The organism is Xanthomarina spongicola, from assembly GCF_003148645.1.
Taxonomy (GTDB): Bacteria; Bacteroidota; Bacteroidia; order Flavobacteriales; family Flavobacteriaceae; genus Xanthomarina; species Xanthomarina spongicola.
Window position 1 is genome coordinate 189021 of the sequence record NZ_QGGP01000003.1, and the last position, 19534, is coordinate 208554.

Sequence of the window (19534 nt, forward strand, 5' to 3'; positions counted from 1 at the left end):
AATGAAAATATTTAAGTTTTTTCAATATGCCTATTTGCTGTTTGCAATTATCTTCTTGTATGATGTTATTTCAAAATATATAGAATCTAGTACTATAGAATATACGTCTTTATTATTAGCAGGAGCAGCAGTTTTTATGTTTTTCTTTAGAAAGAGATTCAACAAAAAATTCGAAAATAAAGGAGATAATAAATAATGAACCCAGATGTCATTATTATTATAGTATCATTAATCTTGTCTGCTTTTTTCTCAGGAATGGAGATTGCTTATGTGTCTTCAAATAAAATTCACATAGAAATAGAAAAAAAGCAACAAGGCATTCTTGCAAAAGTACTAACCAAATTAACTGTTAGGCCATCTAAATTTATAGCAACTATGCTTATTGGAAACAATATTGCATTGGTTATTTATGGATTTTTTATGGGAGATTTATTAGTAGATTGGTTTCATACGTTTCTTCCTTCAAGTTCTCACGTTATTAATTTTTTACTGGTAGATTTTAGTCTTTTAACTCAAACTATTATTTCTACAATTATTATTTTAATTACTGCAGAATTTTTACCAAAAGTATTTTTTCAAATTTATGCTAATTCATTTCTAAAACTATTAGCAATTCCTGCTTATGTGTTTTATGTGTTTTTTACTTTTATTTCAGATTTTGTTATTTGGATTTCAGATTTTGTTCTTAAAAAATTCTTTAAAACCGAAGGAGACCAGATACAGTTAGTTTTTTCAAAAATAGAACTAGTCAATTATATTAGTGAACAAATGGAGTCTGTAGAAGAACATGACGATATAGATACCGAAATTCAAATTTTTCAAAATGCCCTAGAGTTTTCAGAAGTAAAAGCAAGAGAGGTTATGATACCTCGAACTGAAATTACTGCTGTAGATGTTACCGAATCATCAAAAAATTTAAATGGACTTTTTACAGAAACTGGGTTTTCTAAAATTTTAATATATAAAGAAACTATAGATGATATATTGGGATATGTCCATTCTTTCGAGCTTTTTAAAAAACCAAAAAACCTTAAATCCATCTTGGTTCCAGTAGAATTTGTTCCAGAAACGATGCTAATTAAAGACATTTTAAGTATTTTAATTAAGAAGCGAAAAAGTATGGCTGTAGTTTTAGACGAATATGGTGGGACGTCTGGTATTTTAACCGTTGAAGATATTGTTGAAGAGCTTTTTGGTGAAATTGAAGATGAACACGATACAATTGTTTTAACAGAAGAAAAACTTGAAGACGATTTATATAAGTTTTCAGCAAGGCTGGAGGTTGATTACCTAAACGAAACCTTTAAGATAAATCTACCAGAAAGCGAAAACTACGAAACACTTGGAGGCTTAATAGTCGATTATACTGAGGAAATTCCTCAACAAAACGAAATTGTTAAAATAGATAGATTTCTTTTTACAATTCTCGAAGTTTCTAATACTAAAATCGATTTAGTAGAACTTAAAATATTAGACTCCGACTAAATTCCTAACCTTAATAGAATTAATGCGTCATTCTACTTTTATTATTAAATAGAAAATGGTATTTTCGCGCACGATAATTTATAATTTATAGAAATAAAAAATGGCAGTTTTAAATAAAATTAGACAACGTGGACTCTTCTTAATCATTGTGATTGCGTTAGCGTTATTCTCTTTTGTAATTGGAGATTTGTTTAGAAATACAGATGCATTAGTAGGAAAATCTCAAAACATTGTAGCTACTATCAACGGAAAAGACATTTCTCGTGAAGACTTTTTAGGAAAAGTAGAAGCAGCACAAAGACAGCTTGGGCCAAATGGAACCAACATGCAAGCAATGAACAGAGTTTGGGATCAAGAAGTAAGACAAGCTGTGTTAGAAACACAATTCGAAGAACTTGGTCTAACTGTTGAGAAAGATCAAATGAGAGATTTGTTAAGAACTAACTTAGCAAATAGTCCAGAATTTCAAAATGAAGCTGGTCTTTTTGATGAAAATAAATTAAACGAATACATCGCTAATTTAAAAGAAACATCTGCAGTTGCATATAAGCAATGGATAGATTACGAAAATAGTATTGCAGTAAACTCTTTACAACAAGACTATTTTAATATGGTTAAAGCTGGTATGTCTGGAACTTTAGCTGAAGGGAAATTAGAGCATACATTAGAAAATGAGACTGTTGACATTAAGTACGTTCAAATTCCATATACTTCTATAGAAGATAGTACAGTTTCTGTTTCTAAATCTGAAATCTCTACTTATATAAATAAGCATAAAAAACAATACGAAGTTGAAGCAACAAGAGACCTTCAATATGTAGAATTTAAAGAGGTTGCTACTGTTGAAGACGAGAATAACATTAAACAAGACTTAGTTAATTTGTTAAATGACCAAGTGGTTTATAACGAGGTAACTAAAAATAACGATACTGTTAAAGGTTTTGCGCATGTAAAGAATAATAAGACTTTTATCAATTCGAATTCAGATATTAAATTTGAAGATCGTTTTGTATTTAAATCGGCTTTACCAGCTGCAATAGCTGACACAATTTTTAAAATGAATGTTGGTGAGGTATATGGTCCTTATAAAGACGGAACTCACTTTAAATTATCTAAAGTGGTTGCCGTTGTTCAAATGCCAGACTCTGTTAAAGCAAGACATATATTAATTCCTTATGTTGGAGCTGCAAGTGCTCAACCTGAAGTTACTCAAACCGAAGATCAAGCTAAAAAAACAGCAGATAGTTTATTAACTATTTTAAAATCAGATAAATCTAGATTTCCAGAATTTGTAACAACTTACTCTTCAGACCAAGGAAGTATTGAAAAGGGAGGTAGTTATGATTACTTTACTTACCCAACAATGGTAGAAGAATTTAGAGATTTTGTTTTCGAAAATAATGTAGGAGATATGGATGTTGTAAAAACCATGTTTGGTTTTCACATTATAGAAATCGAAGGTCAAAAAAATCCACAACGTGCTATAAAAGTTGGGACTATTGCTAGAATTATTGAGCCTTCTGAAGCAACCATTAATCAAGTATTTAGAGATGCTTCAAATTTTGAAATAGCAATCGATAAAGGAGATTTTCAAGAAGCTTCTAAAGAAAAAGATTATGTTGTACGTCCTGTAAATGGCGTTAAAGCTTTAGACGAAAATATACCTGGATTAAGTAACCAAAGATCTATTGTTCGTTGGGCATTTGAAGAAAACACAGAAGTAGGTGATACTAAACGTTTCAATTTAAATGGAGGTTACGCAATTGTACAAATTACAGCAAAATTTGCTGAAGGTTTAATGAATACAGAACAAGCATCTGTTACTGCATTGCCAGCAATTAGAAAGGAAAAGAAAGCTAAATTAATAAAAGACAGAATCTCTGCAACAACTTTAGAAGATGTAGCAGCTGCTGAAGGACAAACAGTAAAAACATCTCTAGCAATTAACATGAAAAACCCAACTATTTCAGGAGCTGGAAAAGAAGGTGTTGTTGTTGGAACTGCTTTTGGATTAAATGAAGGTGAAACTTCTAAATTAATTGAAGGTGAAAAAGGCGTTTACATGGTTCAAGTTACTAAAAAGACACCAGCTGCAGAATTAGATAACTATCAAGGTTTTGCTAACCAGGTTGGTACAGCTAAAATAAGCAATGTAAATACAAATCTATATAATGCATTAAAAGAGGCTTCAGAGATTGAAGACAATAGAGCTAATACAGTTCAATAAGCATTTAAGTATATTTATAAAAAAAGCTTCACAAAATATGTGAAGCTTTTTTTTATTTTATCATTTTGGAATAAGGAATAATAGTCCGATAACCTTTAGAATTAAAATAGTCTTTCGGATTTTCTTTAGAAGTAACCAATACAAAATCGCCTCCCCAAGCTCCAAGACTTTTTATTGAACCATTAAAATCTGCAAACAATTTTTCTTTTACAGGAACTTGCTTAATAATGCTAGCAATAATGTTTTCGTGTTTATTTATTAGCATTTCAAATTCAGAAATTTTTGAGCAATTAATAAGTTTTAACGTTATGTCACTTATCTCTTTTATTGCTTCAGTTTTATTTAATGTACTGGCTTTGTAATGTGTAATGCCATCTCTACTATTTTGTTTTTTGTTTAGATAAACAAAATAAAGCGACTCTTTAAAAGGTGGATTAAAATCAACTTTTTCAACACTCCTTTTGTTTTTATTAAATAATTTATAGGTTATTGGAAAATTATATTGAGCACAAGCAATATCGTAACCAGAACCACCAAAAGTTAGTTCTAGTAATTTGTAAGCATCTACCTTAGACCAATTGGCAATGTTATTTATAAGAGTAGATGAAGAACCCAAACCCCAATTCTGTGGAAAGTCGAGCTTGCTAGTAACTTCAAAACCTAAATGACTATTTAAAAATTCTGGATTTAGCTTTTTAGCTTCTTGAAGTATTCTCAACAGACGCTTTTCTTTGTCGTTGTCATTGCGAGGAGTAAGCGACGCAGTAATCTTATTATTTTTAATATCAAATTCACTTTCAAACCAAACATGATTCTCAAAATCTAAACTCTTCCATGTTATCTTCGGTTTATCAATAGAAGTAACTTCTAAAAATTGCCCATAACTTGTTGGTATAGCTAAAGATAAAGCACCATCAAGAACCACATATTCTCCAGTGAGCAATAATTTTCCGTTACTATAGAATTCTTTCACTTTTATTTATTTACTCTTAATTTTTTAATGGCATCCACAACAGAACTATGTGTAGCAGTATGTGTTTTAAAATAATCTATCAATGTCTTTTTTTCATCATCAGTTGCATCAAACTGATTAAGTATATTCATTAAGTGCATTTTCATGTGTCCTTCTTGAATTCCGGTGGTTGTTAAAGAGCGTAAGGCAGCAAAATTCTGAGCCAAACCTGCAACAGCAACTACTTGCATGAGTTCTTTTGCAGTAGGATTATGTAATAACTCTAAAGCTAGTTTTACCAATGGATGTAAGCTGGTTAAGCCACCAACTGTTCCAAGAGCTAAAGGTATTTCAATCCAAAAATAAAATCTATCGTTTTCAATTTTAGCATGAGTTAAACTACTATAACTACCATTTCTGGATGCATAAGCATGAACACCAGCTTCAACTGCTCTAAAGTCGTTTCCAGTTGCAAGAACAACAGCATCAATACCATTCATAATGCCTTTGTTATGTGTTACTGCTCTATATGGCTCTATTTCTGCAATTCTAACGGCTTGAATAAATTTCTTTGCAAATTCTTCAGGATTTATGGATGGGTTTTCAGTTAAATCCTTAACAGGACAACTAACTTCTGCACGAACTAAACAATCTGGAACATAATTTGAAAGGATGCTCATAACAATATCAATAGTCTTCTCATTTTCAGAAAAACCATCATAATTTAGAGCTTCTTCTCTAAAGGTTTTGGCAAATTGCTCTAAACAAGAATTAATGAAATTAGCTCCCATGGCATCAAGCGTTTCAAAAGTTGCATGAAGCTGAAAATAACCTTCAATGCTTTCTGTCTTATCACGAAGCTCAATATCTAGAATGCCACCACCACGTTTTTCCATATTTTTAGTAATATGTTTTGTGGCTTGAATAAGTTTGGGTTTAACAATTTTAAAATAAGTATTTAAAGTATTATAATTGCCATGAAACATAAAATGGACTTGACCAATTTTGGTTGTTGATAACACTTCTGTTTTAAAACCACCTCTATCTAACCAGAACTTTGCAGCTTTACTAGCTGCTGCAACTACCGAACTTTCTTCAATTGCCATTGGAATAGCATACATTTCTCCATTAATTAAGAAATTAGGAGCAACACCAAATGGCAAATAATAATTGGTAATGGTGTTTTCTATAAATTCGTCGTGTAATTGTTGTAGCTTAATATTAGTATTCCAATACTGTTTTATAATATGTTTAGCTTCAGCATTTTTCGAGAAATATGTTTCTACAATCCAATCAATTTTACTGGATTTTGATAATTTGGAAAAGCCTGAAATAGTTTTACTCATGAAAATAACATTGAAAACACAAAGATAATGTACTTAGTACTAATATTGTTTGAGTTAAGATACAAAAGCCTATTTAACTGTTAATATTTACTGTTTTTTGCTTATTTTTTAGTAAACTTGACATTATTTTATATTAAAAAAATATTTTAATGAAATTGACAAAGCACCTTCTTCTTTTTTGTTTTTTAACAACTCTTTTTTCAACTGGACAAAATAAAGAAATCTCTTTAGAGGAAATATGGGATGGCACCTTTAGAACAGAACGCATGGATGCCTTACATTCTATGAAAAATGGGCAACAATATTCAGTTCTTAATTTCGATCGAGAATCTGGTACAACCACCATAGATGTTTACGATTATAAAACTTTAGAAAAAGTAAAAACACTAGTTAACTCAAGTAATATTGAAGCCATAACTTATTTTACAGATTATACCTTTAGTAATGATGAAAACCAGATTCTTTTAGCTACAGATGTAGAATCTATTTTTAGACGCTCTAGTTTAGGTAAATATTACATTTTCGATACTAAAACAAATCAGGTTACTTTAGTTGCTGAAGATAAAATTCAAGAACCTACATTTTCGCCAGATGGAAAGAAAATAGCTTATGGTTATAATAATAATTTATTTGTTAAAGATTTGAATTCTGGAAAAACAACTCAAATAACATTTGATGGTGAAAAGAATAAAATAATCAATGGTATTACAGACTGGGTTTACGAAGAAGAATTTGGTTTTGTTCGTGCATTCGAGTGGAATGCAGATAGTGATAAAATTGCCTTTATACGATTCGATGAAACCAACGTGCCTGAATTTTCAATGGATGTTTATGGTTCTGAATTATATCCAACAAAAGATACTTTTAAATACCCAAAAGCAGGTGAAACTAATGCTATAGTATCACTTCATTTATATAATTTAAAAAATGATAAAGCTTCAGAAATTAAAGTAAATAAAGACTATAACGACTTCTATATTCCTAGAATTAAATGGACAAATAATCCAGATGTGTTAAGTGCTCATTACTTAAACAGACATCAAAACGAATTGGATTTATGGATGATTAATGCCGAAAATAGTTCAGCTAAATTAGCTTTAGAAGAAAGAGATAAAGCTTATGTTGATGTTACAGACGATTTAACATTCTTAAAAGATAATAGTTTTATTTGGACTAGTGAAAAAGATGGTTACAACCATATTTATCATTATTCTAATGAAGGCGAGTTGCTTAATCAAGTAACTAAAGGGAATTGGGAAGTGACTAGCTATTATGGCTACGACGAAAAAAACAATAAAATATTTTATCAATCTACTGAAAATGGATCTATAAATAGAGATGTTTATTCTGTTAAAATTAACGGAAGAGATAAAGAGCGATTAACAAAAAGTGAAGGAAACAATAGAGCTTCATTTAGTGCAGATTTCTCATATTTTATCAATTCGTTTTCAAGTGCTTCAACACCACCAGAATACACCTTGAACGATTCGAAATCTGGAAACTTAATCAAAAGTATTAAGGATAATGACCAGCTTTCTGAAAAGCTGTTAGATTACAAGACCTCAAAAAAAGAGTTTAGTACAATTCATATTAATGGCAACGATTTAAACATGTGGATGATTAAACCAGCCAATTTTGATGAATCTAAACAGTATCCACTTTTTATGTATCAATATTCTGGTCCAGGTTCTCAAAGTGTATCAAATAGTTGGGGTGGAGCAAATGATTATTGGTATCAATATTTAGCACAAAAAGGATATATTGTTGTTTGTGTAGATGGTAGAGGAACAGGTTATAAAGGAGCCGAATTTAAAAAAGTTACGCAAAAGGAATTAGGGAAATACGAAGTTGAGGACCAAATAGAAGCAGCAAGAAAATTAGGAAAATTACCATATATAGATGAAACTAGAATTGGAATTTGGGGTTGGAGTTATGGCGGATTTATGAGCAGTAATGCGCTTTTTAAAGGAAACGATGTCTTTAAAATGGCCATTGCAGTAGCTCCAGTAACAAGCTGGCGTTTTTACGATTCTGTTTATACAGAACGTTATATGACAACGCCTCAGGAAAATCCATCTGGTTATGACGAAAACTCACCTTTAAGTCATGTCGATAAATTACAAGGTGATTTCTTATTAATTCATGGAACAGCAGACGATAATGTACATGTACAGAATACCATGCGCATGGTTGAAGCATTAATCCAAGCTAATAAACAATTTGAATGGATGATATATCCAGATAAAAATCATGGAATCTATGGTGGAAACACACGCTTACATTTATTTACCAAGATGTCCAATTTTATTGATGATACTTTAGGTGATAAAAGAGATATGACCAAAGAGAATAAAGACGAGAAAGTAAAGATTAAAGGATAATAAACGAACTATAAAACAAATGCCTGATACTAACTTAGACAATTTAGAAGAACCACAACTTTTTGGTCATCCAAAAGGATTATTTTATTTATTTTTTGCAGAACTATGGGAACGATTTAGTTTTTATGGTATGAGAGCCCTACTAACTCTGTACATGGTTCAAGAGATTTTCAAGGCCTTGATTGATAAAGATGCAGCAACTGCAGTTGTTTATGCTTCTTATGGATCTTTAGTTTACGCATCAACTGTTATTGGAGGACAAGTATCCGATAAAATATTTGGAATGAGAAGTTCTATATTTTTAGGAGGGGTTTTAATGTCAATAGGGCATTTTGTTTTGGCAATTGAGAATAATATGGCATTTTTTATAGCCTTAGCGTTCATTGTTGTTGGTAATGGTTTTTTCAAGCCTAATATTTCAACCTTTGTTGGTTCTTTGTATGAAGATGGTGATGTTAGAAAAGATTCTGGTTTTACCATTTTTTACATGGGTATTAATATTGGTGGCTTTGTAGCACCATTGCTTTGTGGATGGTTAGCTATCGAATACGGTTGGCACTATGGTTTTGGATTAGCAGGTGTTGGCATGTTAACTGGGCTTATTTTCTTTTGGAGTGGTATTAGAAAGAATGTTTTTGGAGATAGAGGATTACCACCAAATAATGAAATATATGAAAAGAAAGTTTTTGGGATTCCTCAAAAGGCGCTTATTCCAATTATTTCGTTTTTAGCAGTTCCAATTATAGCATATGTTTTATCACAATACAAAGCTATACTTGGTGAAGAAACTATTGTAAGTATCATATTTAAAGTTATAGGTGTTGCTATATTGATTTATCTAATTCGAATCATGATGAAAGCCACTGTAGTAGAGAGAAAGAAATTAATCATGGCAGTATTAATTACTTTCTTTATGACACTTTTTTGGGGATTCCATGAATTGTCTGGAAGTGTGATTACATTATTTGCTTCCAGAAATGTAGATTTAACGCTAATTAATGCTAGTCAGACTAATGCATTAAACTCTATGTTTATCATTATTTTAGCTATTCCTATTTCATTACTTTGGGCTTATCTATCTAAGAAAAATCTTAATCCTAGAACACCTTATAAATTTGGTTTAGGCTTGGTTTTAGCTGGTGCAAGTTTTTATATATTAGCTTTGAGTGCTGGTAGTGCTGATGAAAATGGAATGGTGCCATTTGCATACCTATTTATTATGTATTTAGTTATTTCTATTGGAGAATTATTTATGTCTCCTGTAGGTTTATCTAAAATAACAGACTTATCACCAAAAAGAATTGTTGCTTTTATGATGGGAATTTGGTTCTTATCATCTGCTTATGCTTTTCAAATAGTAGGTTTTATTTCAAAACAATTGGCTGTAGAAAGCACAGACGTTAATGTAGGTGGTTTACAAACATTAGCTATTTATACTGATGGTTTTGGATTAATTGCAAAATATGCACTAGGTGCAGGACTAGTTGTCTTAATATTTTCTCCATTAATGAAAAAGTTAATGGGTAACGTACACTAAAAATATACTAACTAAATTAATTATATATGAATACAGATGTTGAAAATCTATTTAAAGACAAGGTAATTGGTCATCCAGCAGGACTATTTGTGTTGTTTTTTACAGAAATGTGGGAACGCTTTTCATTTTATGGAATGCGTATTTTATTGGTGTTATTTTTAACAGCTCCAATTCTAAGTGACAATCCAGGTTGGGATTGGCCTAGAGAGCATGCCTTAGCTTTAATAGGCACCTATGCATCGTTACTATACTTAACACCAATTGTTGGTGGGTGGATTGCAGATAAAATTACAGGTTATAGAGTTGCAGTAGTTATTGGTTGTTTAATTATGACTTTAGGTCATGCCTCTATGGCTTTAGAAACTACTACAACCTTTTATATTGGTTTAGCTTTACTTGTCATTGGAACCGGTTTCTTTAAACCAAATATTACCTCGATTATTTCAGAAATGTATAAAGGTAAAGAGTCAAAAAAAGATGGCGCTTATACCATATTTTACATGGGAGTTAATGCAGGTGCTTTCTTCGGTATGATGCTTTGTGGATACTTAGCTGAAAATTTTGGTTGGTCCTGGGGCTTTGGTTTAGCTGGAATTTTCATGTTTTTAGGCATGTTGCAATTTTGGTTGGCTAAAGATTTATTTGGAAATGTAGGAGGAAAACCATCAATAAAACATGTGGTTGAAATTCCTCAGAATATCAATGAAGAGGCTCCTAAAGAACAAGAAGATGCTGGAGTTGAAGAAAAATTGAATCCATTTACAATGTTTGATAAAATATTAATTGTTTTATCGTCTGTTGGAGGTTTACTGTATCTGTTTAATGATCCTTTAGAAAAAATTGAAGGAACTAGTTTAATGCCTTTTGAAGTAGGTGGTTTAAGTGGCTCCAGTGTTATCGTGCTTTTAGCTTTAGTTTTATTCTTAATCTTATTAGTAACACGTATTGCTCGATATTTACCCATAGTTAGAGATAGGATTATTGCTGTATCTATTTTTGGTGTTTTTACAGTATTTTTCTTTGCATTTTTTGAGCAATCATTAGGGTCTATGACCTTATTTGCTAGAGATTATACAGATAGAACCTTAGTTGGAGATTCTGCCATGATATTTAAAATAGTAGATGCCTTATTAACAACAGTCCCTTTAATTATCATTACATGGGTGCTAATTTTGTTGACTAAGAAAACTTTTAAAAAAATTGGACTATCTAACGTTGTTTTGGCAGTTGCATTTGCTGGAATCTGGTTTTTGGTTATTTTTAGATTAGTGAATAAATTTAACGAAACAGGACATGAAATTGAAGCTACTTGGTTTGGAATATTAAACTCTTTCTTTATTATTACATTGGCACCATTATTTTCAAAATGGTGGGAGAGTAAATATAATCCAAGTGCAGCTATGAAATATGGTATAGGCTTAATTTTATTAGGGCTAGGTTTTGCTATTTTATCTTATGGAGCATCAGGAATACCTTCAGGAGCTAAAACGGCATCTGTAAGTATTATTTTCTTAATATTGGCGTACTTATTGCACACTATGGGAGAATTATGTTTATCACCTGTAGGATTGTCTTATTTAAGCAAATTAGTTCCAGCAAGAATGATTGGTTTTATGTTTGGAGTTTGGTATTTAGCCATTGCTGTAGGACAAAAAGCTGCAGGAACTATGGGAGGAATGATAGATAAAATTTCTGAACAATACTCTCTAGGAACGTTCTTTTTAATATTTACCTTGATACCTATTGGTGTTGGTTTAATATCTATTTTATTAAATCCTTTACTTAAAAAATTAATGCATGGAGTTCGTTAATCGAATAAATAGTTAAAATAAATAGAAAACACTCCTAAATTGGAGTGTTTTTTATATTTTAGGAACAATTTTTGAAACCTACTAAACTTAATTATTAAGTTAGAAATTATAAATTACTATGAAAAAAATATTATCTGTATTTACTATTTTTTTGTTTGTTGCAAATATTTCAGCACAAGAAATTAACTGGGTGACTTTAGAACAGGCTACAGAGCTTCAAAAGAAAAACCCAAAAAAAATAATGATTGACGCCTACACCAATTGGTGTGGTCCATGTAAGCTTTTAGATAAAAATACTTTTAAAAATAAAGATGTTGCAGATTATGTAAACAAACATTATTATGCTGTTAAGTTTAATGCTGAAGGGAACGAAACTATTAATTTTAAAGGGAATACCTTTACAAATCCAGGATATAATCCAGCAAATGCAAATAGACGTAATTCAGCTCATCAATTATCTACATATTTTAGTGTAAGATCATACCCAACTATATTGTTTTTAGACGAAAAAGGAGAGTTTTTATCTCCAGTTATTGGTTATAAAACACCACAACAGTTGGAATTATATTTAAAACTTTTTAAAAATAACGAACATGTTGATATGAAAACACAACAAGATTTTTCAGCTTATTACAGTTCATTTACTCCAGAATTCTCAAATTAATAATAAGTTATTTTATTATAAAAGCTCCCTTTTTACTAGTTTGGTGAAAAGGGATTTTTTGTTCTTTACAAGTTTTTTCCCATCGTTTTAAATAAGATTTATAATTGCTTCCATCAGCAATAATAAGTTCAGGTTTTAAAGAGTCTAATACTCGTTTTAAGTTTATTCTAGGAGAATTTCTTAAAAGAAGATAATCTGGCTTGAAACTAGTAACACGAAAAACACTTAAGCTATCAATCACTAGAATTTTCTTGTCAGATATTTTATAAACTGTTTGAACTAAATCTTCTTTAATATAAGAAATGTTATTTTTTATCGAATAGTTAGAAATAATATAATCTGTAGACTTATTAAACTTTTCTAGGTTATGATATAGACTTAATGTCTTGCCTTCTTGTGCACCTATTAAAGTATACCTGTTTTTATGAAATATGATAAATCTATTATTGGTTTGATTTAGAAAAGTTGAATAAATCTGAACACTTTGGAATATTATAATAGCGATCAATACCAATACGCCATTTTTAAATGTTCTTAATTTATAAAACTGATAGAGCATTATTATAAAAATATAACTTGCAAAAACGTCAAGCAGGTTAAACGAAATTTCATTAAAATAAAATGCCTCTTGTTGTGCAATCCACTTAAAAAAGGTATTCATCCAATTAATGAGACTACCATATATTAAAGCTAAAAAATCTGGCAATAAATTAATTAAAGCTAGTCCAATAACTACCAATCCATATCCCAAAATAATACCTAATAAAGGAACCACTACTACATTGGAAATTATAAATAATCCAGGAAACTGATGAAAATAAAACAAACTAATTGGTAAAATGCCAAATTGAGCTACAATTGAAACAACAAATGCTTGCCAGAGCTTATCTGCAACCCAATATTTGGGTTTCCAAAAATTATAAAATATAGGATATAAAATGACTATGCTAAAAACAGCTAAATAACTTAATTGAAAACCAACATCGAATAAAAATGAAGGTTTTATAATGAGTAATACAAAAGCAGAACACGCTAAAGTATTTATTGTGTTATTAGGACGTTTTAAATTCATCCCAATTGCTACTAGACTAAACATGGTAACAGCCCTAGAAACAGAAGCAGATAGACCTGCGATTATAGCAAAACTCCAAAGACAAATAATAATTAGTAAGATCTTATAAATATGGCCATATTTAAAATATTCTATGGGCTTAAAAATAAAATTTAGAAACAGTAAAATTATACCCACATGCAAACCCGAAACAGCTAATATATGAATAGCTCCAGCTCTTTTATAATCCTCATAAATTTCATCGTTTATTTCTTTTTTTTGACCTAAAAGGAGTGCGTTAATAATTGCTAATTCATTTGCGCTAAATTGGTAGTTTTTTAATTTTTCATTAATGTTAGAACGAAGAGCATCTGCAAAGCCAAAGAGCGTATGCTTTGTTTGGCTAACAATAAATATTGACTGATAGTCTGAATATATTTGAGAATAGATATTCTTATTTTCAAGAAATGCTTTATAGTTAAACTGACTAGGATTTAAAGGCTCAAATAATGGATTGAGTTTTGATTGAATAATTAGAACATCATCTACACTAAAAGGTTTTGAAAGTGAATCAAGTTTTAAATTTAAAAGTGCTAATCCACTGGTGTTAATGCTATCAGTTTTTAGAATTTTTACGACATATCTATCATTATAACCATTAGATTTTAATAAGTCTATAATCTTTAATGTAAGGAATGAAGATGAATTTCTTTTATAGGAATCAAAGTTAGAATAATGATTTTCAAAGTTTTTGTGATTATGAACATTAACAACTAATATTCCAATTGAAACCATTGTTATATATGCAATAATACCAAACCAAATATTCTTAAAATGTAATGGTTTTGAAATGAAGTATACAACAGTTAAACTAATAAATAGGCAGATTGTTATTATACTCGAATAAAATAAAGAAATGAGAAAGTAATTAGACAAAAGAATGCCTGCAATTAAGCATATAGTTAACTTAAGAATAACAAAGTCAAGTAGTTTCACATAAGTAAGATAGTAAAAATCTTACAATATACGACGTGCTTGAACAAAGGCAAAGTACCAATATTTCTCTGATAATTCTGAAGTAATTACACCACTACTTGTTGTAGAATGAATAAATTCAACAAAACCAGGTCTAGCTTCTGTAACTAATCCTACATGATTTATGTGTCGGCTGTTTTTTTTGGTGGCAAAAAATAATAAATCGCCTTTTTTAACTTCTTTTACATCTACCCAATCTCCAGTTGTTGCTAAGTCTCCTGTAGTTCTAGGTAGAGAAATATTTTCACTGTTATAAGCAGTAGTAACAAGTCCGGAACAATCCATTCCTTTTTTAGTTGTACCTCCATATTTATAACGAACACCATTATATTCTTCTGCCGTTTTAATTATATTCTCTATGGTAGAATTATCGACAGTGTTTCTATGGTTATTAGTGTTCTTTGAAACCGTTGAAGTATTTGTGCTTTTTCGACTATTACTTTTAGTGTTTTTTGTTGATTTACAGGCTGAAATTGTTAATAGAATAAATAGTAAATAGGTAATTTTTCTCATACTAGTTCTTTATCGAATTGTAAATTAATTTAGCAGTTTTTTCACTGGCTCCTTTACCACCTAATTTCTTTTCTAGATCGTAATAGTCTAAATAAAGTTTAGCGCGTTCATAAGGGTCTAGAATGTTATCCAGTTCTTTTTTTAATGTGTTTTTATTGAAATCATTCTGAATAAGTTCTGTAACCACTTTTTTATTCATTATTAAATTAACTAACGAAATATATTCTAAATTCACTACGCGTTTGCCAATTTGATAAGAAATCCAATTGCCTTTATAACAAACTACTTGTGGGACTTTAAATAATGCTGTTTCTAAAGTTGCAGTTCCAGAGGTTACTAAAGCAGCAGTTGAAACTGAAAGCAAATCGTATGTTTTATTAGATATAAAACGCACATTACTTTTCTTAATAAATTGTTTGTAAAAACTATAATCCTGACTTGGAGCTCCAGCAATTACAAATTGATAGTTTGGATAGTCTTTTGTAACAGATAGCATAACCGAGAGCATTTTTTTAATCTCTTGTTTTCTGCTTCCTGGTAAAATGGCAATTATCGGTTTTTCATTTAATTCATAATCTGCACGAAAAGTATATTCATTTACTTGTGTTCTATTTGCAATAGCATCTATGGTTGGATGGCCAACAAATTCAACAGGATAGTTGTGTTTTTTTTCGTAGAAATCTTTTTCGAAAGGTAGAATAACATACATTTTATCTACATCTCTTTTAATGGCTTTAATTCGGTTTTCTTTCCATGCCCAAATTTGGGGAGAAATATAGTAATGTGTTTTAAAACCTTTTTGTTTTGCCCATTTGGCAATTCTTAAATTGAAACCTGGATAATCTATAAAAATAATAACGTCAGGACTAAAAGCCTCAATATCTTTTTTGCAGAATGAAAGATTTTTAGCTATTGTTCTTAAATTCATAATCACTTCAGCAAAACCCATAAATGCTAAATCACGATAATGTTTTACTAAAGTATTGCTAGTTTCACTCATTAAGTCGCCTCCCCAAAATCTAAAAGTTGCATTAACATCTTCTTGTTTGAGTGCTTTCATAAGGTTCGATCCATGTAGATCTCCTGAGGCTTCTCCAGCAATTATATAGTATTTCATATAAATATTTCTATATAAATTTAAAAACAAAAGTTGAAATAGCAACAATTACAGTTGCTAAAAGCACACCTCTTGCACGATAATCTTGTTTCTTTTTTATAAAAATAAAAAAAGCTGCCAGATTTAAAATGGCACCTAAACTAATAAGTTTACCCAGAATACCTTCAGATGAAGCAGAGCTTAATACGTTTAAAAAATCGTCACCATTTCCAAAAATTAAAGCAGCAAAATAAAGCCCAATAGCATTTGCTATAATTCCTATAATAAAACCTATAAATATTTCTTTTTTAATCATTAAAATTCCATGTATTTAAGTTGGATATGGCATGATGTGCTGTTAAATCGAATTGCACAGGGACCACAGAAATATAACCGTTTTCCAAAGCCCATTCGTCTGTATCTTTTCCATTGTCCAAATTCACAAATTTTCCAGTTAACCAATAATAATCTTTTCCTTGTGGCGTTTGACGTTTATCAAATTCCTCTTCCCAATTTGCTTTAGCCTGACGGCATATTTTAATGCCTTTAAGTTCTTTTTCAGGCAAATTAGGGAAATTGACATTTAGTACCACGTTTTTAGGAATTCCATTTTCTAATGCATTTTTGGCAATATTTTTTACATATTTTTTTGAAGCATTAAAATTGGCATTGTAGTTATAATCTAATAGTGAAAATCCAATAGCAGGAATTCCTTCTATTCCAGCTTCTAGTGCAGCACTCATAGTTCCAGAATATATTACATTTATAGAAGAATTAGAACCATGGTTTATACCAGAAACACATAAATCTGGCCTTCTGTCCAATATTTCTTTTACTGCAAGTTTTACACAATCTGCAGGAGTTCCAGAACAGCTATATTCCTTTTGTTTGCCATTGTCTATAAACACACGCTCTAAATGTAGCATAGAGTTTATTGTAATAGCATGTCCCATGCCACTTTGTGGACTATCTGGAGCAACAACAACAACATCTCCAAGTTCTAACATAACCTCAATTAAAGCTCTAATTCCAGGAGCAGTAATGCCATCATCGTTAGTTACTAAAATAAGTGGTCTTTTAGCCATAAATAAAAATTAAATTAACATTGCTAAAATACATAATTTCCTACGTAACCCATTAATTTATCTGGTTTAACAAAAAATTAGTATCAATTGATATTATTGGCATAGTTTTTTCTTTAATTTAGTAAAATAAATTGAAATACTTTTTGAATTGTAGTTGCGTTTTATGTATTATTATAGCTCAAATCAAATTACTTCTACAATACATTAATAAATTAACATGATAAGATTTATGAAAAGGAATTATAAGATTTTAATGTTAGTGCTTTTATTGGCATTCGCATCCTGCAGTTTTACAACCAAAACGTTCCAAGATCCAGATAAAGATAAATTGCTAATACAAGTAATAACTTATGTACTTCAACGAGGTCATTTCGATCCTAAAGAGATTAATGATGATTTTTCTGCTGAAGTATATGCAGATTATCTAGATCAATTAGATCCATTAAAAAGATATTTTTATAAATCTGATATTGAAGAATTTGAGAATTTCAAATTTCTTATAGATGATCAATTAAAAGAATACGACATTTCTTTTTTTAATTTAACTCATGAAAGACTGGTTCAAAGAATTGAAGAATCTAAAGCAATCTATAAAGAAGTTTTAGATAAACCTTTCGATTATTCTGTTGATGAAGAATTTAATTCAGATTATGAGAATATGGATTATGTTAAGAATAAAAAACAAATGAAAGATCGTTGGAGACAACAATTAAAGTTCTCAAATTTGGTTAATTATGACGATTTGATGATTGAACAAGAAAAAAGTGAAGAAAAGAAACCTTTAACACAAATTGAAGAAGAAGCTCGTGCAGAAACGTTAAAATCAATCGATTTATATTATAATGATTACATAGGTGACCTTGAAAGAAAAGATTGGTTCTCTATGTACATTAATTCCATAGTTGAAGAATTTGATCCACACACCAATTATTTTGCACCAGAAGATAAAGAAAACTTCAATCAGCAAATGTCTGGTAAATTAGAAGGTATTGGAGCTAGACTGCAAAAGCGTATGGACAATACGAAAATTGTAGAACTTATTTCTGGAGGTCCAGCTTGGCGTGGAAATGAATTAGAAGTTGGAGATATTATCATGAAAGTGCGTCAGGAAAAAGAAGAAGAGCCAGTAAATATTGTTGGTATGCGCTTAGACGATGCAATTAAACTTATTAAAGGACCAAAAGGAACAACGGTTGTTTTAACTGTTAAAAAAGTAGACGGAACAATTGAAGATATTAGCATTACAAGAGATGTAGTTGAAATTGAAGAAACTTATGCTAAATCATCTATTGTGGTAAAAGACGATAAAAGTTTTGGAGTTATTAATTTACCAAAATTCTATGTAGATTTTGAAGATTATAAGAGTAGAAATGCAGCTTCAGATATTAAACAAGAAATAGAGCGTTTAAAAGCTGAAGGCATGGAAGGTCTGGTTTTAGATTTAAGAAATAATGGTGGAGGCTCACTTCCAGTTGTTGTAGATATTGCTGGAATGTTTATTAAAGATGGCCCAATAGTGCAAGTTAGAGCAACAGGAGAGCCTAAAGAAGTATTAAAAGATAAAGACAAATCTATTGTTTGGGATGGTCCTCTAGTAATTTTAGTAAACGAATTATCTGCTTCAGCTTCAGAAATTTTAGCAGCTGCTATGCAAGATTACAAACGTGCCATTGTTATAGGTAGTAAACAAACTTATGGAAAAGGAACTGTTCAAAACTTTTTAGATTTGAACAATATGGTTCGTAATAATAAAAATGGCGATTTAGGAGCTTTAAAGTTAACAACTCAAAAATTTTATAGAATTAATGGTGGCTCAACCCAATTAGAAGGTGTAAAGAGCGATGTTGTTGTTTTAGATAGATATAGTTTTATAGATATTGGCGAAAAAGATCAGGAAAATCCATTACCATGGGATAAAATAGAGGCTGTAGATTACACATTCTGGGATGGTTATTTTGATTATAATGAAACCATTGAAAACAGTACAAAAAGAATGAGTGATAATGAGCAATTAAAACTCATTGGTGAAAATGCGAAATGGATTAAAACAAAAATGGACGAAAATATTCATTCCTTAAATTATAATAAATATAAAGCTCAGTTAGATTTAAATGAAGAAGAAGCAAAACGTTTCGAAAAAATCTCTGATTATCAAACTAATCTAACTTTCAAGTCTTTACCTTATGAAGAAGAAATGTTTTTATCAGACACCATTTTAAAAGAAAAGAGAGATAGATGGCATAAAAGTTTAAGTCAGGATGTATATATTGAAGAAGCTATTAATGTGCTTGAAGATTTAAAAATGTCTTATTCCATTAAAAAAGTTGCTACTACAATCAAAGAATAATAAT

The 19534-nt window shown here is 30.2% G+C and carries 15 protein-coding genes; 8 read left to right on the forward strand and 7 right to left on the reverse strand.

What is annotated here, in order from left to right; all coding sequences use genetic code 11:
* Position 1: 1 nt before the first annotated feature.
* The 3 genes from LX78_RS07800 (at position 2) to LX78_RS07810 (ending at position 3712) form a co-directional block, all read left to right on the forward strand.
* Entirely contained in the window at positions 2-196 is a 195-nt protein-coding gene (locus LX78_RS07800; RefSeq protein WP_109682104.1) for a hypothetical protein, read from the forward strand.
* A complete protein-coding gene (locus LX78_RS07805; RefSeq protein WP_109682105.1) occupies positions 196-1485 on the forward strand; it encodes a hemolysin family protein in 1290 nt (429 codons plus the stop codon). Before LX78_RS07800 ends, LX78_RS07805 begins: the two co-directional genes overlap by 1 nt.
* 100 nt (positions 1486-1585) lie before the next feature.
* Entirely contained in the window at positions 1586-3712 is a 2127-nt protein-coding gene (locus LX78_RS07810) for a peptidylprolyl isomerase (protein WP_109682106.1), read from the forward strand.
* A gap of 52 nt (positions 3713-3764) precedes the next feature.
* Here the strand turns inward: LX78_RS07810 and LX78_RS07815 are convergent, their stop codons facing one another.
* Together LX78_RS07815 and LX78_RS07820 are read right to left on the reverse strand one after the other, a co-directional pair.
* Positions 3765-4685 (reverse strand): GYDIA family GHMP kinase, encoded by a 921-nt coding sequence (locus LX78_RS07815; protein WP_109682107.1) that lies wholly within the window; start codon positions 4683-4685, stop codon positions 3765-3767.
* Between the two features lie 2 nt (positions 4686-4687).
* Entirely contained in the window at positions 4688-6010 is a 1323-nt protein-coding gene (locus tag LX78_RS07820) for a hydroxymethylglutaryl-CoA reductase, degradative (RefSeq protein WP_109682108.1), read from the reverse strand.
* Positions 6011-6159: 149 nt separating this feature from the next.
* Between LX78_RS07820 and LX78_RS07825 the strand changes: the two genes are divergently transcribed.
* The 4 genes from LX78_RS07825 (at position 6160) to LX78_RS07840 (ending at position 12403) form a co-directional block, all read left to right on the forward strand.
* The gene (locus tag LX78_RS07825; RefSeq protein ID WP_109682109.1) at positions 6160-8391 is read left to right on the forward strand and encodes a S9 family peptidase; all 2232 of its coding nucleotides are present in this window, start codon (positions 6160-6162) and stop codon (positions 8389-8391) included.
* A gap of 19 nt (positions 8392-8410) precedes the next feature.
* On the forward strand, positions 8411-9928 hold the full coding sequence (locus LX78_RS07830) for a peptide MFS transporter (protein ID WP_109682110.1): 1518 nt from the start codon (positions 8411-8413) through the stop codon (positions 9926-9928).
* Between the two features lie 26 nt (positions 9929-9954).
* The gene (locus LX78_RS07835) at positions 9955-11739 is read left to right on the forward strand and encodes a peptide MFS transporter (RefSeq protein WP_109682111.1); all 1785 of its coding nucleotides are present in this window, start codon (positions 9955-9957) and stop codon (positions 11737-11739) included.
* Between the two features lie 118 nt (positions 11740-11857).
* Positions 11858-12403 (forward strand): thioredoxin family protein, encoded by a 546-nt coding sequence (locus LX78_RS07840; protein ID WP_109682112.1) that lies wholly within the window; start codon positions 11858-11860, stop codon positions 12401-12403.
* 7 nt (positions 12404-12410) lie between these two features.
* Here the strand turns inward: LX78_RS07840 and LX78_RS07845 are convergent, their stop codons facing one another.
* The 5 genes from LX78_RS07845 to surE are packed head-to-tail and all read right to left on the reverse strand — an operon-like array spanning position 12411 to position 17183.
* Positions 12411-14450, reverse strand: a complete 2040-nt coding sequence (locus LX78_RS07845; RefSeq protein WP_109682113.1) for a ComEC/Rec2 family competence protein — start codon at positions 14448-14450, stop codon at positions 12411-12413.
* Between the two features lie 21 nt (positions 14451-14471).
* Entirely contained in the window at positions 14472-15002 is a 531-nt protein-coding gene (locus LX78_RS07850) for a C40 family peptidase (protein ID WP_109682114.1), read from the reverse strand.
* Between the two features lies 1 nt (position 15003).
* Positions 15004-16119 (reverse strand): lipid-A-disaccharide synthase, encoded by a 1116-nt coding sequence (gene lpxB, locus LX78_RS07855; RefSeq protein ID WP_109682293.1) that lies wholly within the window; start codon positions 16117-16119, stop codon positions 15004-15006.
* A 10-nt stretch (positions 16120-16129) separates the two neighbouring features.
* Positions 16130-16414 carry a hypothetical protein gene (locus LX78_RS07860; RefSeq protein ID WP_109682115.1) on the reverse strand — a complete coding sequence of 95 codons (285 nt, stop codon included), beginning with the start codon at positions 16412-16414 and terminating at the stop codon, positions 16130-16132.
* Complete coding sequence (gene surE, locus LX78_RS07865) at positions 16407-17183, reverse strand: 5'/3'-nucleotidase SurE (RefSeq protein WP_109682116.1); 777 nt, start codon at positions 17181-17183, stop codon at positions 16407-16409. Before surE ends, LX78_RS07860 begins: the two co-directional genes overlap by 8 nt.
* A 229-nt stretch (positions 17184-17412) precedes the next feature.
* Here surE and LX78_RS07870 point away from each other — a divergent pair, with 229 nt between their 5' ends.
* Positions 17413-19530, forward strand: a complete 2118-nt coding sequence (locus tag LX78_RS07870; RefSeq protein ID WP_109682117.1) for a carboxy terminal-processing peptidase — start codon at positions 17413-17415, stop codon at positions 19528-19530.
* Positions 19531-19534 lie beyond the last annotated feature (4 nt).